The 25639-nt window shown below is 24.8% G+C and carries 26 protein-coding genes and 1 pseudogene; 11 read left to right on the plus strand and 16 right to left on the minus strand.

Features of this window, described 5'->3' with window-relative positions:
* Nucleotides 1-31 precede the first annotated feature (31 nt).
* The 5 genes from AACK95_RS01865 to AACK95_RS01885 all read right to left on the minus strand — a co-directional run bounded on the left by AACK95_RS01865 (nt 32) and on the right by AACK95_RS01885 (nt 4261).
* The gene (locus tag AACK95_RS01865; RefSeq protein ID WP_338980536.1) at nt 32-1153 is read right to left on the minus strand and encodes a site-2 protease family protein; all 1122 of its coding nucleotides are present in this window, start codon (nt 1151-1153) and stop codon (nt 32-34) included.
* A gap of 24 nt (nt 1154-1177) precedes the next feature.
* A complete protein-coding gene (locus AACK95_RS01870; RefSeq protein ID WP_338980537.1) occupies nt 1178-2191 on the minus strand; it encodes a phosphatidate cytidylyltransferase in 1014 nt (337 codons plus the stop codon).
* Between the two features lie 34 nt (nt 2192-2225).
* Nucleotides 2226-2735 carry a ribosome-recycling factor gene (locus tag AACK95_RS01875; protein ID WP_338980538.1) on the minus strand — a complete coding sequence of 170 codons (510 nt, stop codon included), beginning with the start codon at nt 2733-2735 and terminating at the stop codon, nt 2226-2228.
* A 169-nt stretch (nt 2736-2904) separates the two neighbouring features.
* Nucleotides 2905-3153: a hypothetical protein gene (locus AACK95_RS01880; protein ID WP_252319735.1), complete on the minus strand. Its 249-nt coding sequence runs from the start codon at nt 3151-3153 to the stop codon at nt 2905-2907.
* A gap of 229 nt (nt 3154-3382) precedes the next feature.
* Nucleotides 3383-4261 (minus strand): hypothetical protein, encoded by an 879-nt coding sequence (locus AACK95_RS01885; RefSeq protein WP_338980539.1) that lies wholly within the window; start codon nt 4259-4261, stop codon nt 3383-3385.
* A gap of 199 nt (nt 4262-4460) precedes the next feature.
* On the opposite strand from AACK95_RS01885, the gene AACK95_RS01890 reads away from it, so the two are divergent.
* Nucleotides 4461-5411 (plus strand): IS30 family transposase, encoded by a 951-nt coding sequence (locus AACK95_RS01890; protein ID WP_338980540.1) that lies wholly within the window; start codon nt 4461-4463, stop codon nt 5409-5411.
* Nucleotides 5412-5526: 115 nt separating this feature from the next.
* Here the strand turns inward: AACK95_RS01890 and AACK95_RS01895 are convergent, their stop codons facing one another.
* Both AACK95_RS01895 and AACK95_RS01900 read right to left on the minus strand, forming a co-directional pair.
* Entirely contained in the window at nt 5527-6426 is a 900-nt protein-coding gene (locus AACK95_RS01895) for a hypothetical protein (RefSeq protein ID WP_338980541.1), read from the minus strand.
* A 323-nt stretch (nt 6427-6749) separates the two neighbouring features.
* Nucleotides 6750-6887, minus strand: a complete 138-nt coding sequence (locus AACK95_RS01900) for a hypothetical protein (protein WP_338980542.1) — start codon at nt 6885-6887, stop codon at nt 6750-6752.
* A gap of 534 nt (nt 6888-7421) precedes the next feature.
* Between AACK95_RS01900 and nusA the strand changes: the two genes are divergently transcribed.
* From nusA to rbfA, 4 genes are read left to right on the plus strand one after another with little or no spacing between them, the layout of a single operon-like run.
* Nucleotides 7422-8597 (plus strand): transcription termination factor NusA, encoded by a 1176-nt coding sequence (nusA, locus tag AACK95_RS01905; RefSeq protein ID WP_338957112.1) that lies wholly within the window; start codon nt 7422-7424, stop codon nt 8595-8597.
* An 18-nt stretch (nt 8598-8615) separates the two neighbouring features.
* Nucleotides 8616-8906 (plus strand): RNase P modulator RnpM, encoded by a 291-nt coding sequence (rnpM, locus tag AACK95_RS01910; protein WP_338957115.1) that lies wholly within the window; start codon nt 8616-8618, stop codon nt 8904-8906.
* A gap of 27 nt (nt 8907-8933) precedes the next feature.
* Nucleotides 8934-10763 carry a translation initiation factor IF-2 gene (gene infB, locus AACK95_RS01915; protein WP_338957117.1) on the plus strand — a complete coding sequence of 610 codons (1830 nt, stop codon included), beginning with the start codon at nt 8934-8936 and terminating at the stop codon, nt 10761-10763.
* A gap of 1 nt (nt 10764) precedes the next feature.
* On the plus strand, nt 10765-11124 hold the full coding sequence (rbfA, locus tag AACK95_RS01920) for a 30S ribosome-binding factor RbfA (RefSeq protein WP_338980543.1): 360 nt from the start codon (nt 10765-10767) through the stop codon (nt 11122-11124).
* A gap of 46 nt (nt 11125-11170) precedes the next feature.
* On the opposite strand, the pseudogene AACK95_RS01925 reads toward rbfA, so the two are convergent.
* Nucleotides 11171-11950: pseudogene (locus AACK95_RS01925) on the minus strand (IS256 family transposase); the annotation flags it as partial.
* 85 nt (nt 11951-12035) lie between these two features.
* Here AACK95_RS01925 and AACK95_RS01930 point away from each other — a divergent pair.
* Entirely contained in the window at nt 12036-12182 is a 147-nt protein-coding gene (locus AACK95_RS01930; RefSeq protein ID WP_338980544.1) for a hypothetical protein, read from the plus strand.
* 21 nt (nt 12183-12203) lie between these two features.
* Here the strand turns inward: AACK95_RS01930 and AACK95_RS01935 are convergent, their stop codons facing one another.
* A complete protein-coding gene (locus AACK95_RS01935) occupies nt 12204-12422 on the minus strand; it encodes a hypothetical protein (RefSeq protein WP_338980545.1) in 219 nt (72 codons plus the stop codon).
* A gap of 40 nt (nt 12423-12462) precedes the next feature.
* Here AACK95_RS01935 and AACK95_RS01940 point away from each other — a divergent pair, with 40 nt between their 5' ends.
* The 5 genes from AACK95_RS01940 (at nt 12463) to AACK95_RS01960 (ending at nt 17508) form a co-directional block, all read left to right on the plus strand.
* Entirely contained in the window at nt 12463-13413 is a 951-nt protein-coding gene (locus AACK95_RS01940) for an IS30 family transposase (RefSeq protein WP_338979399.1), read from the plus strand.
* Nucleotides 13414-14712: a hypothetical protein gene (locus AACK95_RS01945; protein ID WP_338980546.1), complete on the plus strand. Its 1299-nt coding sequence runs from the start codon at nt 13414-13416 to the stop codon at nt 14710-14712.
* A gap of 4 nt (nt 14713-14716) precedes the next feature.
* Entirely contained in the window at nt 14717-15118 is a 402-nt protein-coding gene (locus AACK95_RS01950; protein ID WP_338980547.1) for a hypothetical protein, read from the plus strand.
* A 156-nt stretch (nt 15119-15274) separates the two neighbouring features.
* Complete coding sequence (locus AACK95_RS01955) at nt 15275-16180, plus strand: hypothetical protein (protein WP_338980548.1); 906 nt, start codon at nt 15275-15277, stop codon at nt 16178-16180.
* Nucleotides 16181-16269: 89 nt separating this feature from the next.
* Nucleotides 16270-17508 carry an IS256 family transposase gene (locus tag AACK95_RS01960; RefSeq protein WP_338980956.1) on the plus strand — a complete coding sequence of 413 codons (1239 nt, stop codon included), beginning with the start codon at nt 16270-16272 and terminating at the stop codon, nt 17506-17508.
* Between the two features lie 74 nt (nt 17509-17582).
* Here AACK95_RS01960 and AACK95_RS01965 read toward each other — a convergent pair whose 3' ends face one another.
* The 7 genes from AACK95_RS01965 to AACK95_RS01995 form a co-directional block, all read right to left on the minus strand.
* On the minus strand, nt 17583-17930 hold the full coding sequence (locus AACK95_RS01965) for an IS30 family transposase (protein ID WP_338980549.1): 348 nt from the start codon (nt 17928-17930) through the stop codon (nt 17583-17585).
* Nucleotides 17931-17934: 4 nt separating this feature from the next.
* Complete coding sequence (locus tag AACK95_RS01970; protein WP_338980959.1) at nt 17935-19173, minus strand: IS256 family transposase; 1239 nt, start codon at nt 19171-19173, stop codon at nt 17935-17937.
* Between the two features lie 82 nt (nt 19174-19255).
* Nucleotides 19256-19414, minus strand: a complete 159-nt coding sequence (locus AACK95_RS01975) for a helix-turn-helix domain-containing protein (RefSeq protein WP_338980961.1) — start codon at nt 19412-19414, stop codon at nt 19256-19258.
* A gap of 155 nt (nt 19415-19569) precedes the next feature.
* The gene (aspS, locus tag AACK95_RS01980; RefSeq protein ID WP_338980550.1) at nt 19570-21312 is read right to left on the minus strand and encodes an aspartate--tRNA ligase; all 1743 of its coding nucleotides are present in this window, start codon (nt 21310-21312) and stop codon (nt 19570-19572) included.
* Entirely contained in the window at nt 21296-22588 is a 1293-nt protein-coding gene (hisS, locus tag AACK95_RS01985) for a histidine--tRNA ligase (protein WP_338980551.1), read from the minus strand. Before hisS ends, aspS begins: the two co-directional genes overlap by 17 nt.
* Before the next feature lie 259 nt (nt 22589-22847).
* Nucleotides 22848-25100, minus strand: a complete 2253-nt coding sequence (locus AACK95_RS01990) for a RelA/SpoT family protein (protein WP_338980552.1) — start codon at nt 25098-25100, stop codon at nt 22848-22850.
* Between the two features lie 13 nt (nt 25101-25113).
* Entirely contained in the window at nt 25114-25635 is a 522-nt protein-coding gene (locus tag AACK95_RS01995; RefSeq protein WP_252319153.1) for an adenine phosphoribosyltransferase, read from the minus strand.
* Nucleotides 25636-25639: the final 4 nt, after the last annotated feature.

The following is a 25639-nucleotide window of genomic DNA, read 5'->3' on the forward strand; positions in this document are numbered from 1 at the left end:
TTTATAATAGGATTTTATTATAAAGTAAAGATTAAAAAAATATATCTTTAATAGTAATAGCAATAAAGATAACTAAAAATAATATAGCTCCAGCAATACTGACAATAATTTTATATTTTTCATTTAATTTTTTTCTTGTTACCGCTTCAACTGCATTTTCAACAAATTTATAACCATCCAATGGCGGAATTAGTAACATATTTAATAAAAATAAATTAGATGATAATAATGCTGCTCAACGAAAATATGTACTTGTTGCTTGTGTTGATGATAAATCAGGATTTAAAAAACTATTAGTTGATTTAACAATACCAACAGGTCCTGATAAATTTTGTCAATGAAAAGTAACTAATTGTCCTAATGCTTGTAAAAGACTGTAACTATCTTTAAAAGTATCAATGATACCATTACTAATAACTTGCCCTGCATTTAAATAATAACTACCTTGACTAACACCAATGAATAATACTCCTTTTTGTTCTACAGGTTTAAAAGTAACAGTTTTATCATCTTTACTATCAAAAGTAATTTTGTAGTCAGCAATAACTGTACCATTAGTAGTCTTTTTATTATATTTACTTAATCATGTTTGTAAATCATAATATGATTTAATTGATTGTTTAGATTCAATATCACCAGTATTATAAATACCAGTAATAGCATCAGTATCTAAAATTGGTAAACTTGGATTATCTTTATTATATTTTTGAACAGCTTCATATAATGGTCCTGTTGTTGCATAGATTGGTGGCAAGTTAGGATCATATTTATGTGGATAAATTCCATATCCAATCATTAATAAAATAAAAGCTAATAATAAATTCATTAGTGCACCTGCACTAATGAAAGCTGCTTTTTTACCACGTTGCAAGTTTTCCATAATTCGTTTACTATCAATTACTTCATCTTCTCGTCCTTTAGGAGCATCAGCAATTTCTGAAGCAATAGAAACATAACCACCCAATGGTAATAGTCTTAAAGTATAACGTGTTTCTTTTTTACCTCACTGCAAAAGTTTTGGTCCCATACCAATAGCAAATTCATATACATATGCTCCTGATAATTTAGCAATTATAAAATGAGCAAATTCATGCAAGGTAATTAAAAATAATATTGTAAATAAACCAATTAAAATGGCTAAAAATATATACATAACTTCATCCTTAAATTTTATATATTAAGCAATAGCTGCTAGAGTAATTAGAAAACCAAAAATAACTACTGTTGAAAATGAATCTAAACGATCTAATAATCCTCCATGTCCAGGTAGAATATTTGAAAAATCCTTAACATGATAATTACGTTTCAAATAAGAAAATAATAAATCACCCATTTGACTAGCAATTGAAAGAATAAAACTAGTAGCAAAATAAGCAATATAGATTGGTGCTTTACTATTAACTTCTAAAAAAGGTAAGGGATTATAATTACTTGTTTCTAAAAAAACAGTTACTGTTATCATACTTAAAATAATTGCTGTTATTAAACCAGTAATAGCACCTTCTCAAGTTTTATTTGGTGATACACTTGGTGCCATTTTTGTTTTACCATAAATTATACCACCAATAAAAGCACCAACATCATTAGACATAACAATAATGAATAAAAACAATAATGTTGGTCATCCTAGTTTTGAAAGTTTAATTTCTGATAACATTAAAAAATTAACAGCTTTAACAACAAACACTAAATAAATAATTCAAGTAAAAATAAAAATAACATCACTTAATTGAAAATTTTTACTTCGTCAAGCAATTAAAATAAACATACAAATGAAAAGTAATAAAATTAATAAAGTCATTCAAGTTTCAAATCAATAATGATTATAAATATATGGACCAAAAGTTTCTTTACCAAGCGGAACTCATAAAAGTATGATTCCTGTTAAAATTATAGAAATTTTAAGTACAATTGATCAATTTGATTCTTTTTTTAAATTAATAATTTCTCATAAACAACCAATAAAAATTAAAGTATTAATTATCATAAATATATACGCTGATCACTGTGGTTTATTACCAAAAATTGGTTCTAAATAAACTGCCCCAATAAACATTCATAATACACCACAAGCAATTAACATAAAGCTTGTAAGAATACGATTTCGATAGGTTCTAAAAAAAATACTAAGTTTTGCAAAAAAAGAAACTTTAGATTTTATATTTTCTTTATTTATTATCTTTTTTTTCACAATATTTAACCCCTAACTATTTATTGCTTTATTGCTAAATTTTCATTAAATCGGCTTTTTTATTGTTTTCTATTAATACAAGTTCTTTAATTTTACTATCAGTTAAATCTTGAATTCTAGTTTCTGCATGCTTTTCTTGATCTTCTGGTAATTTTATTTTTTTCAGATTTTGAACAGCATCACGTCGACAATTACGGATTTTAACTTTATATTCTTCAGTTTTTTTACTCAAATCTTTAACTAAAGTTTTACGAACGTCTTCTGTTAATTGTGGGAAAATTAAACGTATATTCTCTGCTTCGCTTTTAATTTGTAATTTCAAATCAGCTTTTGTAACAGCTTCTGTAATGTCTTTAATTAAACTACGATCATATGGTTTAATTAATAATTGATGTGCTTCTGCTACTTTAACTTGGGCAATATTACTTAAACTATCAACACCACCATAACATCTAACATTAATTCCTTCTAAGATATTAGGATTAGCTCTTCCGGTGCGAATTTTGTTAATTTCATTTTTATAACGTAAAATTATTTCATTCATCAGATTTGTGGCTTCTAAAATAATAACTTCCATATTTGTTTTCCTCCTAGTTAATAATTTTAAGTTGTTTTTAAATCAAACTATAAAAATTATATAATAATTTTTATTAAAACCAATGGAAAACTATTTAAAAAAATAAAAAACATCATTAATTAATGATGTTTTTTTATTAATATCTTTGGATTTTATTTTCATCATTGTTTAAATCAACTAATATAAAAATACCACCAATAATACCTAATGCAGCACCAAAGATAATTCCTAATATTGCTAAAGCAATTTTTTGATCAGTAGTCGCTTCACCTTTACTTACTTTTTTGTATAAAATAAAACCGGGTATTGTTCATAATAAAGGAATTATAAATATTGATTCTAAAATAAAAACAATAAATATTAATATACTTCCTGCTTTTAACATTTTTTTCTCCTTCTTTAATTTTTATAATTAATAATATCACTTAATAAAATTGAAATATACAATTGTGTCCTCATTTAAAGTTTAGTTTTTTAACTTATCAATGTTATCACTTTAATTACTATCGATTTCAAATGTCTAATTATTAATAATTTTCATTTATATTAATAGTAACAAAAAAATATGATAATTAACAACAACTGTCATTATATTTTTTAAAATATTTAATGATTTAAACAATTGATGGTATACCACAGTCTATTCTAGGTAAAAGATGAACATCACCAAAATATATTGCTAAATAAACTTTTAAATTTCTAAAATTTCCTGTTACTAATGGACCATCAGCAACTCTAGCATGAAACTGGGTACTAACATTTGTATTTAATAGTTGAACTAGAGAATCAAATTGTTTTTGTTTACTTTCTGATTTTATTACTAATTTAAAATCAGTAACAGATTCACCTTGTTTAAATCTTTGCGCAGCAGTTAATTTTAAACCATTTTTATCACTAATAAGTTCAGTAATAACTATTTTTGAAATGTATAACCCATCATTTTTAGCAGTATTGATAGTATAAGATTTTAATACACTATCATCATCTTTACTTATAATATCAATTTTACAAGTACCAACAAGAACTTTAAAATCAGTTCCTGTATTATTTTCTTCAGTTTTACCTGCTTCAGTACTTGTAACTTTTGCAGATAAGGTAGTAATTTTTTTAACATCATCAGGTGAATATTCTTCATTTTCACTACCACTTGTAATTCCTAATTCTTTCAAAAATGCTGCAGCATCAGCATCTTTTGCTTGATTTGGATTTCTAATTTCGTTTGCGTTTAATAAACTGTTTTTAAAATTAGTCATTATAATTTTTGTGTCATCAGCCTTAATTGAATACTTCTCTTTACCAGTAGTATCATCCTTCTTTAATTCTTGATTAATTAAACTTGTATTTTCATCACTATATCATCCTAATAATTTTGCATATTTACCATTTAATATTGGTGCTTTTGTTTCAAAGTCACAGGCAACAATTGAACTTGCTGCAGTTGTAGTTAAAGCAGTAGCAGCCATTAATCGTAATAATGTTTTTATATTTTTCATATAATGTTTTCTCCCCTTTTAGATAATTTTCTAAAAAATATAAATTATTTTCTGCTATTTATTATTATTCTTAAATTGAAACTATTTTTATAATTGCTGAATTATACTTGTAAGTGCAAGTAAATAAAATTGCAAAAAATTCTCATATAAAAATTTCATAATGCTAAATTTAGTTTAGAAAAAAGTAAGGAGTTTTTATATGAGTTATAAACATCTTGGCATAGATGAAAGGATTTATATTGAGAATCAATTGAAATTTAAATTTAAAATTAGTGAAATAGCTAAAAATCTTAATCGAAGTATTAGTACTATTATTCGAGAAATTAATAGAAATAAAGATAATAATCATTATTTTTCATTAATTGCACAAAATAAAGCTGAAAATCGAAAACAATCACATATTAGTTTTCATAAGTTTAAAAATAAGAATTTAGTAAAATATGTACAACAAAAATTACTATTAGGTTGATCACCTGAACAAATTTATGGCAGAATTAAAAATTTTCATAAAGAGTGAGTTATTAGTTTTAAAACAATTTATACTTGAATTTATTTTGGAATGCTTGATAAAGTTACTAGTAAAAATTTAAGAAGAAAAGGTAAAAAACGAAAATCTAAAGAAAATCGTGGCAAGTTTAATGGTAAATCAATTAAAGAACGATATATAAATATTAATGATCGTATAACACTTGGTCATTGAGAAGGAGATACTATAGTATCATCAAGAGGCAAAAGCAAATCATGTTTAATAACTTTAGTTGAAAGAATATCACGATTTACTTTAGCAATATTAGTTAAAAACAGAACTACTAAAGTTATTAATAAAAATGTCAGTTATTATTTATCAATTCTTCCTAAAAACATTGTTAAAACTATTACTTTTGATCGTGGCAAAGAATTTTCAAATTGACAACAACTTGAAAAAAATTTAAATGTAAAAATTTATTTTGCCAATCCATATTCACCTTGACAAAGAGATACTAATGAAAATACTAATGGTTTAATTAGAGAAAAATTTCCTAAAAAATTTATTTTTTCAAAAACTAATAAAAATGAAGTTCATAAATTTATATTGTCTTTAAATCAAAGACCGAGAAAAATATTAAATTATCTTTCACCAATCGAATATTTGGATAGAAAAATAATTTAGTTGCACTTACCTTTACAATTTAGCAATTTTAATAAATTAATAAAATTTTTTAAGTGATAAAAAAGAATATAAATTAAAAAAGATTGCAATTGCAATCTTTTAAAATATTTAATGATTAAGCAGGAGCAATATCGCAATCAATTCTACTTGAAAGTACTACACTAACAAAACTTATTTGTAAATAAACTTTTGAATTTGGAAAATTTCCTGTTACTTCTGTTCCTGCAGAAGCATTATCAAAAAACTTTGTAGTAACATTTATTTTTAATAATTTAACTAAAGAATCAAATTGCTTTTGTTTAACTGCATTTTTTATTTTTAATTTAAAACTAGAAACAGGTTTTGTTCGTTTAAATCCTTGCGCATCAGTTAATTCTAAACTATCTTTATCTGTTATAAGTTTATCAGTACCAATAACTTCAGTTGAAATATTTAATGCATCTTTCTTAAGAGTGTTAATAGTATATTTTTTTACAGATTTGGCATCATCTCCAGTTGCCTTATCCATAATATTAATTTGACAAGTACCAGCTTCAACTTTAAAATCAGTTGTATCAGCAGCTTCAATTTTACCTGCTTCAGTACTTTCAACTTTTGCAGATAAAGCAGTAATCTTTTTAACATCATCAGCTGAATAAAACTTCTTGCTATCAGGTGTAAATCCTAAATCTTTTAAAAAGGCTGCAGCAGCATCACTTACTGCTTGACTTTTATCAGAATCAGTACCAGTACCTGCTTTTAATAATTTTTCGTTAAATTTAGTTGCTGTAATTTTTGTATTATCAGCAGCACTAACAGCAATTGAATAACTTTCTTTACCAGCAGTATCATCCTTCTTTAATTCTTGATTAATTAAACTTGTATTTTCATCACTATATCATCCTAGTAATGTTGCATATTTGCCATTCAATGCTGGCGCTTTTGTTTGAGTTCCACATGCAACAACTGAACTTGCTGCAACTGTTGTTAAAGCAGCAGCACCCATTAGTCGTAGTAATGTTTTCATGTTTCTCATATTGTTTTTCCCCCTTAGATAATTTTTCTGAAAAATATAAACTATTTTCTGCTCTTAATTATACATTCTTTTTTATTTGGTGCTCTTTTTATAATATTTTTCATTATTAAGTGTTATTTTGCTTTTTTTAAGAAAATAATTTCAAAAATGTTAGGATTAATTTGTTCATTAATTGAACATTCTTATTATTTTTTATATATACTCTACAGTACTTCCAAGATTATTGAGTAATATAATGTAAAAAGACCTGAAAATTTTTCAGGTTTTTTTATATTTAAAAATTAAGAACAGAAAATAAAGCTAAATTGTAAAGGTAAGTGCAACTAAATTATTTTTCTATCCAAATATTCGATTGGTGAAAGATAATTTAATATTTTTCTCGGTCTTTGATTTAAAGACAATATAAATTTATGAACTTCATTTGCTGAATTATACTTGCACTTACAAGTATAATTCAGCATTTAATAAAATTTAATAAATAAATCTTAACATTTTTACTAATGTTTGAAAATATTTTAAAAAAATGTCTAATCTTTGATAAGCAGAATATATAGGAGATTAATATCAATATAAGAACAAATTAGTATTGAAAAGCAATTTAGTTCCCATTGATTTTAAAAAATAGAAACTTTAAAATGAATGTTATATCTTTCAATGATAATAGAACAAAAACAATTACTACTATATAAATAATTATATTTAATCAGTTTAAAACTTGAAAATTACCATTAATATAATGAAAGATATTTATACAATATAATCTACGATAATAAAACTCTATCATTTAATAAATTTCTATTGTTTTCAAATTAATAATATTGTATAATGAACAATGAATTAGAATTATAGCAAGACAGCTACCAGCTGTCTTTATTATTTCTAGTGTAATATATTTTATTTTTTTATTTAAGTATATTTTCATTTTGAAATAAATCTATTTCAAATACTATTAAATAATAAACAACAATGTTTATAAAAAACAAGGAGGAGAAAAAGTGGACAAAGAAATTAGTCAAATCATTTTAAATGCCATAAATGAAATTGCTGAAGAAAAACAAATAGCAAAAGAAGATATCATTGAAGCTTTAAAAGAAGGACTAAAAAAAGCATATGAATATCAAAGTCATCGTGATGATAGTACAAATATCAGAATTGAAATTGATCAAAATAAAGGTACTATTAAAATTTTAAAGGATTTAATTGTTGTTCCAAAAGTTGAAGATCCTGAATTAGAAATTGCACTTTCAACTATTAAAACAAAGAATCCCGGCTTAACAATTGGTGATACATATACGCAAATAATTCCTAGTGATCAATTCTCTCGTTTATCAATTTTTAAAGCTATTCAAGTAGTGAAACAATCAATTCGTGAAGCAGAAAAAACATCAATTTATGATGAATTTATTGATAAAAAAGATCACATATTAATTGGTACTATTGAAAGCGTTGAAGAAACTTATATGTTAATTAAAATTGGTAGAGCCTATGCTTTCTTACCAAAACAAAATCAAATCCCTAGTGAGATCTTACCAAAAAATAAACCAATCGCTAATAATACTTACATCAAATTTTATGTTGAAGATATTATTAAAAATAAAAACTATGGTCAAATTTTAGCATCAAGAACTCACGTTAATTTTTTACGTTGTTTACTAGAATTAGAAGTTCCTGAAATAGCACAAGGTGTAATCGAAGTTAAAGATATTGCTCGTATTCCTGGAATTAGAGCTAAGGTTGCAATTGTTAGTCATGATCCAAGCATTGATGGTATTGGTGCATGTATTGGTCCAAAAGGCGAAAGAACAAAATTAATTACGCAAGAATTAAGTGGCGAAAAAATTGACATTATTGCCTGAAATCCTAATATAAAAGAATATATAATTAACGCTTTAACACCAGCTAAAGTTATTTCAATTGATATTAATGAAGAAGAAAAACAAGCAAATATTATTGTTCCTACTGAACAATTATCATTAGCTATTGGTAAAAATGGTATGGCTGCTAAATTAGTTGCCGGTGTAACTCACTGAAATATTAATATTACTTCATTAGAACAAGCAAATGAAAATAATATTAAATTTACTTGAAATGGTAATATTAAAGAAAGTGAATATGAAAAGTTTATATCTGAATTATTAAAAAAAACACAATGAAAAAATAAAAATCAATAAACAATAAAGTAGGTCGTTATGAATAAAATACCTTTAATTCAACGTAAAAAAATACCAATGCGTAAATGTATAGTTACAAATACTATTTTACCTAAACGTGAATTAATTAGAATTGTTATTAATAAAGAAGGACAATTATTCATTGATAAAACTGGCAAACAAAATGGTCGAGGTGCCTACATCCAACCTAAACTTGAATTAATACCTTTGCTTATTAAAAATAAGGCATTAGAACGAGCATTAAAAACAAAAATTCCAAATGAATTTTATGAACAATTAATTAATGAAATTAAAAAAAATTGAGATTAATTTTCCCAAGCGAAAGGCGGTATGCAAATGGCAAAAAAACGAATATCTCAACAAACACAAAATATTAATCAACAACTAAAACAAAAAACATCTCAAATTAATGAAAAAGGAGTATTTTTATATAACGAACCTTTAACTATTTCAGAATTTGCTAAAGCATTGCATCATCCAGTAACTGACATTATTAAATACTTCATGAAACAAGGCAAACTATTTAATCAAAATCAAATATTAACTCAAGAATTAATGCTTGAACTTTGTTTGGAATGAAATATTGATTTTGAAAAAGCTAAAGTGGTAACATATGAAAACTTATTAGAAAATATTAATCTAGAAGATGATAAAAAAAATTTAGTAACTCGACCACCTGTTGTTACAATTATGGGCCATGTTGATCATGGAAAAACAACACTATTAGATACTATCCGTAATTCTAAAGTTACTAATCAAGAACACGGTGGTATTACTCAACATATTGGTGCTTATCAAATTAAAACTAATAATAAATTAATTACTTTTATTGATACCCCAGGTCATGAAGCATTTACTGAAATGCGTTCACGTGGTTCTAAAATTACTGATATTGTTGTTCTAGTAGTTGCTGGTGATGATGGTGTGATGCCACAAACTCGTGAAGCAATTGACCATGCAAAAGTAGCTGGTGTTTCAATTATTGTTTTTGTTAATAAAATGGATAAACGAAATGTTAATACTGATCGCATTATGAATGAACTAGCTAATTGTGATTTAACTAGTGAAGAATGAGGTGGCGATACTATTTTTGTTTATGGTAGTGCTTTAAAAAATCAAGGAATTGATGAATTATTAGAAGCCATATTAGTAATTGCTGAATTAAAAGAACTAAATGCTAATCCAAATCGATTTGCTAATGGAACTGTTATCGAATCTCATCATGATAAAAATGTTGGTTCAATTTGTACTTTATTAATACAAGGTGGAACACTAAAAGTTACTGATATTGTAGTTGCTGGTAGTGTTAAAGGAAAAATTAAACGCCTTATTAATGATACTGGTAAAATAATTACTAAAGCTGGACCTTCAATGCCTGTTCAAGTTTTAGGATTTGAAACAGCCCCTACTCCTGGTGAATCTTTTATTGTTTTTAATGATGATAAATTAGCAAGAAAAGTAGCACTGGTACGACAAACAGAAGAAACAAATAAAATTAGAAATAATCGACAAATTAGTTTAGGTAATTTAACACAAGATGTTGCTACAGGTGAATTAAAACAAATTAATGTTATTTTACGAGCAGATACTCAAGGTTCAGTGCAAGCAATCGTTCAAGCAGTAAATAAAATTAATGTTAATGATATTACTGTTAAGTTTATTAGAGCAACTATTGGTGGTATTAGTGAATCAGATATTAAACTTGCTCAAACTTCAGGAAGTATTATTTATGGTTTCAATGTTCGTCCCAATCATGTTATTCGTGAAGCTGCTAACAATGCCGGTGTTGAAATTAGATTACATAATATCATTTATAAAATAACTGAAGAATTAGAATTGGCTGCTAAAGGTTTATTAGAACCAACTTATGAAGATAAAATTCTTGGTCAAGCACGAGTTATTAAAACTTTTCATTTTTCAAAAGTAGGAACAATTGCTGGTTGTGTTGTCATTAATGGTTTCATTCAACGTAATAGCAAAGTTCATATCATTCGTGATGATGTTGTTATTTATAACGGTGAAATCAGTGGTTTAAAACATGAAAAAAATGATTTAAAAATTGCTAAAAAAGAAACTCAATGCGGTATTACTATTAAAAATTTTAATGACTTAAAAGAAAATGATATTATTGAATCATATTTAGTAGAAGAAGTGGAGACAAAATAGGATGTCTATCATTAAATTTGAACAACAAGAAAGTTTCTTAAAAAAAGAAATTACTAATATATTAAAAAAAGAATCAAAAAATATTCTTTTCAAAGATATCACTATTACTAATGTAAAAATAACAAAAGATAACAGTTATGCTACCATTTATTGAACAGTTTACTTAGATAATTTAGATATTAAAACTATTAGTAATGCTTTAGAAAAAGCGAAAGGTTTTTGTCGAAGCGCACTTACCAAAACAAGTAATAAATATAAAGTTCCAGAATTACGTTTTAAATATGATAATACCAACACTAGAGTTAAAAACATTGAAGAAATATTAAAAAATATCAAAAATAATAATTCTTCAAATGAATAAAAATAGAGGCTTTTTAGTAATCTGTGTTTCTTTGTTTTGCAAAGTACTAGTTCAGATTAATTCTGTCTTCAAATTTTATCATAAAATGAGCAATTGCTGTATTTCAATTTTGAATGGGCATTGTTCATTTTTTTGTTATATTTTCAATTGCTAAATAAAATATTTTGAAAACTGCCATATCATTTGGAAAAACTTTTTTATTTCTGATAACTTTTCGTAATTGACTATTAACAGATTCAATAGAATTTGTAGTATAAATCACTCTTTTGATTTCTGGAGGATAACTAATAAAAATCATTAAATTATCTCAATTTTTATATCAAGATTTAGCAATTTGAGGATAGTGTTTATTTCATTTACTTTCAAATGATTCTAAAGCTTGCATTGCTTGTTCTTCACTACATGCATTATAAATTGGCTTTAAATCTGTAACTAGTGATTTTCGATGTTTGTATGAAACATATTTTAAACTATTTCTGATTTGATGAACTATACATAATTAATGTTCAGTTTTAGGATAAACTGATTGTATTGCTTCTGACATGCCTGTTAAGTTATCACTACAAGCAATAAGAATATCATTTAAGCCATGATTTTTCATTTCTGTGAAATTTGCTAATCAAAATTTAGCGCCTTCATTTTCACTAATTCATAAACCTAAAACATCTTTTTTACCTTCTAAATCAACACCTAAAGCTATATAAACTGATTTGTTAATAATGCGTTTATCTTGTCGTACTTTAACTACTATACAATCAAAATAAACAATGGGATAAATGCCTTCTAATGGTCTATTTTGTCATGCTTTGACATCATCAATCACATCATAAATAATTTATAAAAATATAAAAAAAGAAAATACTTTACTACATCTCACTATTCATGAAGGACAAAATCAACAAGTTAAACGTATGATTAAAGCAGTAGGAAGTAGAGTAATTACTTTAAAGCGTTTACAAGTTGCTAATATTACTTTAAAAGATTTAGCAATGGGTGAATATCGTTATTTGACAGAAGAAGAAGTAACAACATTGATGAAATTGAGTCAAAAGAGTTAAAATAAAAGAATAATTTATTTTTTAAATATAACAACTTTTTATATTTTCTGGGTTTGTCTTTATATCAAAAACCTTATTTATTTCAATAATATTATCAGCAAAATCTTTTGCTGTTTTTATTTCGTTTTGTAATTTTTTATTTGTAATAATATCATTTTTAAAATTTTTCAGTATTTGCTGAATTATACTTGTAAGTGCAAGTAAATAAAATTGCAAAAAATTCTCATATAAAAATTTCATAATGCTAAATTTAGTTTAGAAAAAAGTAAGGAGTTTTTATATGAGTTATAAACATCTTGGCATAGATGAAAGGATTTATATTGAGAATCAATTGAAATTTAAATTTAAAATTATTGAAATAGCTAAAAATCTTAATCGAAGTATTAGTACTATTATTCGAGAAATTAATAGAAATAAAGATAATAATCATTATTTTTCATTAATTGCACAAAATAAAGCTGAAAATCAAAAACAATCACATATTAGTTTTCATAAGTTTAAAAATAAGAATTTAGTAAAATATGTACAACAAAAATTACTATTAGGTTGATCACCTGAACAAATTTATGGCAGAATTAAAAATTTTCATAAAGAGTGAGTTATTAGTTTTAAAACAATTTATACTTGAATTTATTTTGGAATGCTTGATAAAGTTACTAGTAAAAATTTAAGAAGAAAAGGTAAAAAACGAAAATCTAAAGAAAATCGTGGCAAGTTTAATGGTAAATCAATTAAAGAACGAGATATAAATGTTAATGATCGTATAACACTTGGTCATTGAGAAGGAGATACTATAGTATCATCAAGAGGCAAAAGCAAATCATTTTTAATAACTTTAGTTGAAAGAGTATCACGATTTACTTTAGCAATATTAGTTAAAAACAGAACTACTAAAGTTATTAATAAAAATGTCAGTTATTATTTATCAATTCTTCCTAAAAACATTGTTAAAACTATTACTTTTGATCGTGGCAAAGAATTTTCAAATTGACAACAACTTGAAAAAAATTTAGATGTAAAAATTTATTTTGCCAATCCATATTCACCTTGACAAAGAGGTACTAATGAAAATACTAATGGTTTAATTAGAGAAAAATTTCCTAAAAAATTTATTTTTTCAAAAACTAATAAAAATGAAGTTCATAAATTTATATTGTCTTTAAATCAAAGAGCGAGAAAAATATTAAATTATCTTTCACCAATCGAATATTTGGATAGAAAAATAATTTAGTTGCACTTACCTTTACAATTTAGCATTTCAAAAAAATGACCAGAAATAAATCCAACAAAATTTACAGATAATATTCAAACTGCAACTACTCATTATGTTAATTTTTTATTAAGTAAAGGTGTTGAATATGCACGTGGTCAAGCAAGTATTGGTCAAGGTGGTATTACTTATTTACAAAATAATCCAGAAGACCCTTATTATATTGTTTCACAAGTATTTAATTATTTAAAAGAAATAAATGAATATCCAACTATGAAAGGTTTTAATCTTGATGTTTCACCTAAACAAAATTGATTTAAAAAAATTATGGGTACTGGTGGTGAACAAAATCCATGAGAAATTTATTTACAATCTAATAATATTAAAAGTAGTGATAATAGAACTAAAATTACTATTAGTCATCCAAAAAATATTATGGGTTCAGTAGTTGATATTGATACAAATGGTATAAAATCATTTAATAATTTAACAACAATTGAATTATTTACTAAATATTTTAGTAATGATACTATGAAATTAGTTGATGGTAAAAAAGGTCAAGAAAAGAAAGTTATTAGTGCTACTGGTGGTATTGGTGAATCATTATGAGAAGTTGATAAAGATAATCCTAATTTTATTGTTCCAAAAGATGATAAAGGTATTGATGTTAATGGTAAAAGAATTATTGATGTTGGTACTCCTACATTTTTAAGTGATGCTACAACTAAAGAATATGTTGATAAAAAACAAGATAAATTAACTGCTGGTGAAAATATTAAAATTGATGAAAATAATAAAATTAGTGCTACTTGCGGGAAAACTGATTTAACTGATTATTATAAAAAAGAAGAAGTAGATAAAAAATTACACAATAAAATGGATAAAGACCAATTCAAATATGCTTTTTCTATAAATACTATTGGTACTGAAATTCCTAATTTAGAAACTACTGATAAAACTGTTGCTGGTGCTATTAATGAAATTAATAAAAAACAATCAAGTCAAAATATTCCACAATGAAAAAAAGTAGCAGATGTTTTTTGTAGTGATAATAAAGATTGAATTACTTATAATTGTTTACCTGATACAAAATATAAAATTTGATACAATATTTCTCCAACAAATTGTACACCATCATCAGAACATACATTTATGTCACAAGAATTTGTATATTCATATAATGGCAAAGTTTCTGCTGTTGTAGTTATTGCAAGTTTAGATAATAAATTATTAAAATTAGAAAAAGGAAATCCTGATAAATTTGGATGAGATAATAATTCATATGGTAATCTTTGAAAATTAGAAGAATTACAGGAATAATATTATGAATAAAGAATTTACTTATTTACATGAAATTAGTTATTGATTATTAAATAAAAGTGATTTTACTCATAGTGAATATAATTTAAGTGGAAGTCGTTATTCAAGTAAAACATATAGTATTGCAGAAGAATTAGCAATATTAATTGCTATTTCAATTAAAGTTAATAAATCAATTGCTATATATTGTTTTAGAAAATTAAATAAAGATATTAATGAATTAACTAAAGAAATTGATGAAGCATTAATTAATATTGGTTTTGATTATAAAGATTTTAATTTAAAATATCCAAATAAACAAGCAGATTTTCGTTTTAAAGGTAGTAAATCATTTATTAGATTATGGGTGTATATAGTAATAGTAATGATAGAATACCACTTAAAGGGCTTTCTCGTAGTGAAATAAAAGGTTTTGATTTAGCAATTGAATGATGTGAAGAAGCAAATGAATTTAGTCAAGCAGAATTTCAAGCAATTACTTTTGCATTAGGTAATGCTAAAAAAAACTATTAAAATAAGAAGTTGTAATCCAGATAATATTTATCAATATTTTATTACTTATATGAATGAACGTGTACCTTTTAATTTAGAAATTATGAAATCTAATAATGAACAAATAAAATCAATAGAAGAAAATCAAATGTTTAAATTATTTCATTATTCAAATTGAAAATTAAATGAACATAATTTAAAACAAGATAAAATTAATGATTTAGAAGAATTAAAAGAATTAGACCCGATTAAAGCACAAAGTTGATATTATGGTGTACCTAGTGTTTTACAAGATGCTATATTTGCAAGATATTTAGATAAAGTAAATACTAAATTAGATTTTCAAGTTTCTAAAATAACTGGTGGTTTAGATATTGGTATGGCTACTAGTAGTAGTGGTCATCCAACTGCTGCTTCATTATGATTTATTGGTGAAAATCATAATGGAAGAAGAGCGCATAAAGTAAGTGAATTTTATCATAGTAATGCTAATATTAATGGTCAACCAGCAATGCATTTTAAAAATACTTATGAATTAGCAAATAGTATTATTGATTATTATTTAATTGAAGCACAAAAATATTTTGCTATGTTTAAAGGTTTTACTTGTTATGTTGATTATGGTAATGGTGGTCAAGCATTTATTGATGTTTTAAATGTAGAAAAAAATAAAAGAAATATGAATTGATTAAATTTTGAACCAGTAGATAAATCAATAATGTATTTAAAAGATAGAATTGATTTTACTACTACTGGATTAATTAAAAATATATTAAGTTATGATTGAAATAATTGTCCAGAAACTAAAAGACAATATAGTTTAATTCAATGATTATCTAAATCTAAAATAGAAAATTCAAATAATGAACCTAAAATGTTAGATTTATATGATGATACTTGAGATAGTGATTGTTATGCATTAATGAATGATATGAAATGATTAATTGAACAAATAAATAATGAATTATTAAGGTAATGTTTAGTAATCTATGTAACTTACAAAAATAACTATGTTTAATTAATTCTAGTAAATATAATTAAATGACTAGAAAGAGTGAGTTACAGATGGCTAAAAAAGATAACTTTAATAATAATGATCCAATATCAAAAGCAGTAGATTTATTATTAGAAAATACTGAAGATTTAACAACAGTTTTTAAAGAAGGGGGTTTATATAAAGAATTAACAAAACGTTTAGTTGAAAAAAAGTTGAATTCTGAGATGCAAAATTATTTAGGATATGAAAAAAATCAACATAGTAATAGTGACAATGCTCGTAATGGTATAAGTTCAAAAAAATTAATAACTCAACAAGGTAAAATTGAGATTGATGTACCACGAGATCGTAATAGTAATTTTACTCCTGTAATAGTGCCAAAAAGACAGAGAAGATTTGATGGTTTTGATCAACAAGTTCTTTCCTTATATGCAAAATGTATGACATTATCAGATATTAGAATGCAGTTACAAGAGTTATATCATGGTGCTGATATTAGTGAAAGTGTTATTAGTCAAATTACTGATGATGTGATTGATGATGTCAAAGCATGACAAAATAGACCATTAGAAGGCATTTATCCCATTGTTTATTTTGATTGTATAGTAGTTAAAGTACGACAAGATAAACGCATTATTAACAAATCAGTTTATATAGCTTTAGGTGTTGATTTAGAAGGTAAAAAAGATGTTTTAGGTTTATGAATTAGTGAAAATGAAGGCGCTAAATTTTGATTAGCAAATTTCACAGAAATGAAAAATCGTGGCTTAAATGATATTCTTATTGCTTGTAGTGACAACTTAACAGGCATGTCAGAAGCAATACAATCAGTTTATCCTAAAACTGAACATCAATTATGTATAGTTCATCAAATCAGAAATAGTTTAAAATATGTTTCATACAAACATCGAAAATCACTAGTTACAGATTTAAAGCCAATTTATAATACATGTAGTGAAGAACAAGCAATGCAAGCTTTAGAATCATTTGAAAATAAATGAAATAAACACTATCCTCAAATTGCTAAATCTTGATATAAAAATTGAGATAATTTAATGATTTTTATTAGTTATCCTCCAGAAATCAAAAGAGTGATTTATACTACAAATGCCATTGAATCTGTTAATAGTCAATTATGAAAAGTCATCAGAAATAAAAAAGTTTTTCCAAATGATATGGCAGTTTTCAAAATATTTTACTTAGTAATTGAAAATATAACAAAAAAATGAACAATGCCCATTCAAAATTGAAATACAGCAATTGCTCATTTTATGATAAAATTTGAAGATAGAATTAATCTGAACTAGTACTTTGCAAAACAAAGATACACAGATTATTAAAAAGCCTCATTATTAATGCTAAATTGTAAAGGTAAGTGCAACTAAATTATTTTTCTATCCAAATATTCGATTGGTGAAAGATAATTTAATATTTTTTTCGGTCTTTGATTTAAAGACAATATAAATTTATGAACTTCATTTTTATTAATTTTTGAAAAAATAAATTTTTTAGGAAATTTTTCTCTAATTAAACCATTAGTATTTTCATTAGTACCTCTTTGTCAAGGTGAATATGGATTGGCAAAATAAATTTTTACATCTAAATTTTTTTCAAGTTGTTGTCAATTTGAAAATTCTTTGCCACGATCAAAAGTAATAGTTTTAACAATGTTTTTAGGAAGAATTGATAAATGAGGCTTTTTAGTAATCTGTGTTTCTTTGTTTTGCAAAGTACTAGTTCAGATTAATTCTATCTTCAAATTTTATCATAAAATGAGCAATTGCTGTATTTCAATTTTGAATGGGCATTGTTCATTTTTTTGTTATATTTTCAATTACTAAGTAAAATATTTTGAAAACTGCCATATCATTTGGAAAAACTTTTTTATTTCTGATGACTTTTCGTAATTGACTATTAACAGATTCAATGGCATTTGTAGTATAAATCACTCTTTTGATTTCTGGAGAATAACTAATAAAAATCATTAAATTATCTCAATTTTTATATCAAGATTTAGCAATTTGAGGATAGTGTTTATTTCATTTATTTTCAAATGATTCTAAAGCTTGCATTGCTTGTTCTTCACTACATGCATTATAAATTGGCTTTAAATCTGTAACTAGTGATTTTCGATGTTTGTATGAAACATATTTTAAACTATTTCTGATTTGATGAACTATACATAATTGATGTTCAGTTTTAGGATAAACTGATTGTATTGCTTCTGACATGCCTGTTAAGTTGTCACTACAAGCAATAAGAATATCATTTAAGCCACGATTTTTCATTTCTGTGAAATTTGCTAATCAAAATTTAGCGCCTTCATTTTCACTAATTCATAAACCAAAAACATCTTTTTTACCTTCTAAATCAACACCTAAAGCTATATAAACTGATTTGTTAATAATGCGTTTATCTTGTCGTACTTTAACTACTATACAATCAAAATAAACAATGGGATAAATGCCTTCTAATGGTCTATTTTGTCATGCTTTGACATCATCAATCACATCATCAGTAATTTGACTAATAACACTTTCACTAATATCAGCACCATGATATAACTCTTGTAACTGCATTCTAATATCTGATAATGTCATACCTTTTGCATATAAGGAAAGAACTTGTTGATCAAAACCATCAAATCTTCTCTGTCTTTTTGGCACTATTACAGGAGTAAAATTACTATTACGATCTCGTGGTACATCAATCTCAATTTTACCTTGTTGAGTTATTAATTTTTTTGAACTTATACCATTACGAGCATTGTCACTATTACTATGTTGATTTTTTTCATATCCTAAATAATTTTGCATCTCAGAATTCAACATTTTTTCAACTAAACGTTTTGTTAATTCTTTATATAAACCCCCTTCTTTAAAAACTGTTGTTAAATCTTCAGTATTTTCTAATAATAAATCTACTGCTTTTGATATTGGATCATTATTATTAAAGTTATCTTTTTTAGCCATCTGTAACTCACTCTTTCTAGTCATTTAATTATATTTACTAGAATTAATTAAAAATAGTTATTTTTGTAAGTTACACAGATTACTAAACATTACCATTATTATCTTTATTTCTATTAATTTCTCGAATAATAGTACTAATACTTCGATTAAGATTTTTAGCTATTTCAATAATTTTAAATTTAAATTTCAATTGATTCTCAATATAAATCCTTTCATCTATGCCAAGATGTTTATAACTTATATAAAAACTCCTTACTTTTTTCTAAACTAAATTTAGCATTATGAAATTTTTATATGAGAATTTTTTGCAATTTTATTTACTTGCACTTACAAGTATAATTCAGCATTTATATTTTCTAATTTTATTAAACTTCTAATCACTTTAAAATTAAAATTTTACTTCTTAAATTCCAAATTTAATATTGATAACTGATCAGATGAAATTTCACTAGGACTATTTGTTAATAAACAAATACCACGATTATTTTTAGGAAAAGCAATAGTATCACGAATTGATTCATTCTTAATTAAAATCATTAATAAACGATCAATGCCAAAAGCAATACCACCATGTGGAGGAACTCCGTAATTAAAAGCTGATAAGAAATAACCAAATTTATTTTCAATTTCTGTTTTACTTAAATCTAATAATTCAAAAATCTTTTTTTGTAATTTATAATCATGAATTCTAATGCTCCCACCAGCAATTTCAAAACCATTTAAAACCAAATCATAAGCATCTGCAGTTAAAGTTCCTAAATCTTTATTTTTTATATCTAATAATTTTTCAGGATTTTTTGGACTTGTAAAAGGATGATGACAAGCTTGTCATTTATTTTCTTCCTGTTCAAACATTGGTCAATCAATAATTCAAATAAATTCAAAGTTTTCAATATTATTCATAAAATCTTTATGATTAATTTGTTTTGACAAATCATTAATATAAAAACTTCTAATAGCACCCATAACTTTATTAGCAACATCTTGTTGTTCATATACGAAAATTAAAAAATTATTATTATATTTTATTTTTGATATTTCTTCTGCTAAAACTAAATCATCAAACTTTACTTTAGAATTATTATGAATAATTTTTTTCTTAATTAAGTCATAAATTATTAATGTTTTTCCTCCATGCTGATTGCTAATTTCTGTTATTTTTTTTATAGTTGTTTCATTCATTTTATCATTAACTATAAAACCCTTATAAATAAATCCATCACTATTATTGTTAATATTAATATTTATTAACTTACATGTACAACGCAAATCAGGTTTATCACTACCATATAAATTCATTGCTTGATCATAGGTAATCGATGAAAATGTTGAGGGAATATTACCAATTTTTAAAGTATTAAAAAGACTTATTATCATATTTTCTACTATTAATTTAATTTCTTTACTAGTAGTAAATGCCATTTCTAAGTCTAATTGTTGAAATTCGGGTTGTCTATCAGCACGAAAATCTTCATCACGAAAACATTTAGCAATTTGATAATATTTGTCAATACCTGATATCATTAATAATTGCTTATAAATTTGTGGTGATTGTGGTAAAGCATAAAAATGTTTTTTTTGAATACGAGCAGGAACTAAAAAATCACGAGCACCTTCTGGTGTTGATTTTGTTAAGCAAGGAGTATCAATTTCTAAAAAATTATTTTGATTTAAAAATGTTCGTAAGCAACTAAGAACTTGGTGTTTAAATTTAATATTATAATTCATTGCTGGTCTTCTTAAATCTAAATAGCGATATTGTAAACGTAATTCTTCACTAGCAAGCGTATTATCATTTTTAATAACAAATGGTAAATTAATAGAATTGCTTAATATTTCAATATCTTTTGCTACTACTTCAATCATATCATTAGCAGTTTTTGCATCTTTATTTTTTCGTAAGACAACTGTTCCAATTACTTTTAAAACAGATTCAACTTTAACATTTTTTATTTCTTGATAATATCCGTTATCTGGTTTAACAATGACTTGTGTTGTTCCATACATATCACGTAAATCAATAAAAATACCAAATTTATTAATACGAATATCTTTAACTCAACCACTAATAATAATTTCTTTTGTAATATCACCCTGCGTTAAATTACCACATGTATGAGTTCTAAAGAGTTTTTCCATATTCTTCATTCTCCTCTAATAATAGATTTTTAACCTTACTAAACAATTGCTGTTCAGTATCAAAAATTAATTTTATCATTTCTTTTTTAACAAAAGAATAAAAACTAACCTGATTTTTTTCTTTTAAAAATAGTATATTTTTGGCTAAACTACGATCAATAATCTGTGACTTATTTTTATCTTGATATAAATTATATTCCATATCAATATGATAATTTTCTTTACGTAATTGTAATAATAAATCGGAAGCTATTATTAATCCTAATTCGCTTAAAGCAATAATTTGTAAATCAATAATTGGTGGTTTATTAATATTTTTATTTTCTACCAATAATAACATTAATCTTTCAATACCAATTGCAAAACCAATAGCAGGTATTTTTAATGGTGAGCCCAATTCATTAAATAAATTATCATATCTACCACCACCAAGTAAAGTATTTTGACTTTCACCAATTCGTGAATCAATAGTAGTTATTTCAAAAATAATACCATTATAATAATCTAAACCACGAACTAAATGCTCATCAATAATAAAATTAACTTTATTATTTTTTAAACTATTAATAATGGTTGTAAAATATGTTTTTTCTTCATTAGTTAAAAAATCATTTAAATATGGTATTTCTAAATTTAATTTAGTACAAATTTTACAATCAAGAACTCTTAGTGGCGATACTTTAACTCTAATTTGACAATTTTCACACAATTGCTTACTTTGATTTAATAATTGTTCTTTAAGTGCTATTTGGTATTTATTTTTTGTTTCATTAGATCCAAAATAATTAATATTTAAAGTTAAATTTGGTATTGAAAAACTTTTTATCATTTCTAGGGCCATCATCATTACTTCAACATCAACTAAAGGATGTTTAACACCAACAGTTTCGATACCAAATTGATTAAATTGACGTTGACGCCCTTTTTGAGGTCTTTCATATCGAAACATTGAACCATAATAAAAATACTTTAACGTTTGCTTAGATTTATATAATTTATTTTCAATTATAGCACGAACAATACCCGCTGTTCCTTCAGGACGAAGAGCTAATAATCTATCATTTTTATCATTAAATTGATAAATTTCTTTCTGAATAATATCAGTTGTATCTCCCATGGCTCGTAAAAATAGTTGAGCATTTTCAAAAATAGGAGTAATAAATTCTTGATAATTATATTTAATTGCACACTGTGTTAAAGATTTAATAATATTACGATATATAATAACCTCTTCATTATACATATCACGTGTTCCTCTTGCTTTTTGAAATTGCATACTTTTTTTACTCCTTTTAATAAAAAATAAATCTTCTAAAAAAACGTTCCTTTATTTTAGAAACGTTTCTTAACGCGGTACCATCCTAATTCATTTACAAAGTAAATGCACTTAATTATAATTTATCATATTTAATTAATTAATAATACAAGCAATTTAATGTCATAAAATTAGTTAACCAATGTTTGCACCAACCACACTGTCTCTTAATGTTTACCCTAAATTTACTTTTAAATGCTGAAAATATTATACTAAAATATTACATAATTATTCTGTTTATTGCAATAATATCAGGAATTTTTTTAATTGATGAAATAATTTGATGTAAACGTTCAATATTAGAAACTTTAATTAAAATTTTTAAACTTCCATGATTTTCCTTAAGCTTATTATTAGCATCAATACTTTGAATTTGTGCCTTTAAATAGCCCAAAATATTTAAAACATCAGTCATCAATGCTGGTCGATCTAAATATTGAATTTGAATTTTTGAATTATAAAGATGATGACTGGTTGCTAATAAATTTCACTTAGTATCAATAATACGTTCTTTACGCTCTGGCAAACTAACATTAGGACAAATTAAACGATGAACTTTAATACCTTGCCCTTTAGTAATATAACCCGCAATTGGTTCATCAGGGATAGGTAAGCAACAATGAGCCAATGATGTTTTAGTATTGGGGGCATTTTCAATAATAATTTCATTATTACTACTTAAATTCATTGTTGTTTGTTGTTTAGTTTTTAATTCTTGAAATGTTACTGAATCACTATATAAAATAGTAGTAACCGCCTGTTCAATTGTATAAGTTCCATTAGCAACATCTAAGCAAAAATCTTCATACGTTTTATATTTTAATGATCTAATTCTTGATATAATAACATTACGTTTTGCAATTTTTCAACGAATGTGATTTTCAATAATATATTCTTCTATTTTTTCCTTTGTTTTTTTTATTTTCTCTTTGTTTTCTGTATCTTTAATTTTATTTTCTTGATTAAATTTTTCTTGCTGATTATTTAAATATTTTTTTATTTTATGTTGAGCAAAATTGGTCTTAACAATATTTAATCAATCACGAGAAGGGCGTGCAGTTTTAGCAGTTTTAATTTCAACAATATCACCTGATTTTAAAACAGTATTAATAGGAGAATAAATACCATTTATTCTTGCACCTACTGTTGTTTCACCAATTTCAGTATGAACTTTAAAAGCAAAATCTAAAACAGTTGAACCAAATGGTAATGTTATAACATTACCATTTGGAGTTAATACATAAATTAAATCACTAAAAATATCTTGTCGAATTTCTTTTTCTAAATTATTATCTTTGGCAATATTATCTGCTAATATGTTTTCATCAACATTTGGATTTAAGTCATTTAAATTTAATATTTCTTGAAAAATATTTAATTTTTCATCAATTTCTGCTTGACGTTTCTTAGGATTTTTATTTTCCCCTTCTTTATATCTTCAATGCGAAGCTGCACCTGCTTCAGCAAAATCTTCCATTTCTTCAGTTCTAATTTGTAATTCATAAATTTCATTATCAAAAACAACAGATGTATGTAATGATTGATACATATTATTTTTTGGTGTTGCAATATAATCTTTAAATCTACCCGGAACAGGAGTAAAACTTTGATGAATATAACCCAAAATGGCATAACAACTATCAATAGAATTAGTAACAACTCTAATTGCTAAAATATCATGTATATCATCAAAATCTTTTCCAAAATAATACATTTTACGATAAATAGAATATAAGTGTTTACTACGACCATAAATTTTAAAAATTAAATTTTTATGTTGTGATAATGTTTTAGTTAATTCTTTAATAATTTCATTAACTAATTTTTCACGTTTTTCACGATCCAAATTAATAAGATTATCAATTTTTTTATACTCTTTAGGATGTAATATTGCAAAAGAACGATCTTCTAGTTCTGATTGTAATTTACGAATACCTAGACGATGAGCAATAGAAGCATAAACTTCTAAAGTTTCTTTAGCAATAATTATTTGTTTTTCGGGATTTAAAAAATTAATAGTTCTAATATTATGTAAACGATCTGCCATTTTAATAATAATGACACGAATATCATGAGCTAAACTTAAATATAATTTACGTAAATAATTAGCTTTAATTTCATTTCTTTTTTCTTTTGCAAAATGACTAACTTTAGTTACAGTTAAAACTAAATTAGCAACTTCCAAACCAAATTCTGCTACTAACTCATCAAAAGTTGTTGGTGTATCTTCTAAAATATCATGTAAAAATCCTGCTTGTATTGAAGAGACATCTAAATGTCATAATACTAAATTATATGCTGTTGATAAAACATGATAAACATAAGGATCACCATTCTTTCGATATTGATCTTTATGTTTTAATAATGCATATTCATAAGCTACTTTAATTTTTGTAATTTGCTTAGGATCTTTGATAAATGTTTTTGCTTCCGCTAATAATTGGTTAAAATCTTTACAAGTTAAATTATTCATTATTTACTACTTATTAAAACTGAATTATTTCTAACAGCGGAATATTATCAAAATGATGTTTATTAGCAAATTCAGAAAGCGAAATTAAAGTAGCAATGCCAACTGATTGAGCATTACTTTGTTTTATTAAATTAAGACAAGCATTAATTGTTCCCGAAGTTGCAATCAAATCATCAATTATTACTACTTTATCTTTTGTTGAAAGTACATTTTGCTGCATTTCTAATATAGCAGTACCGTACTCTAAATCATAAGTTACTTTATAGGTTTTACCTGGTAATTTACCTTTTTTGCGTGCAAGAACTAATTTGATACCCAACTTATATGCTATAGCAGCACCAAAAATAAATCCTCTTGCTTCAGGTGCTAAAATTGCTGTTGCTCCACATTTTTTAATAAAATCTACAAAAATATTAACAACACTTTGAAATGCTTCTGGATTACTTAATATTGGGTTAATATCTTTAAATTGGATACCTTTAATTGGAAAATCAGGAATATTAATAATAATTTTTTTTAATGATTCTTTTGTCATTGCA

Source organism: Spiroplasma endosymbiont of Lasioglossum malachurum (assembly GCF_964020065.1).
GTDB lineage: Bacteria > Bacillota_I > Bacilli_A > Mycoplasmatales > VBWQ01 > Spiroplasma_E.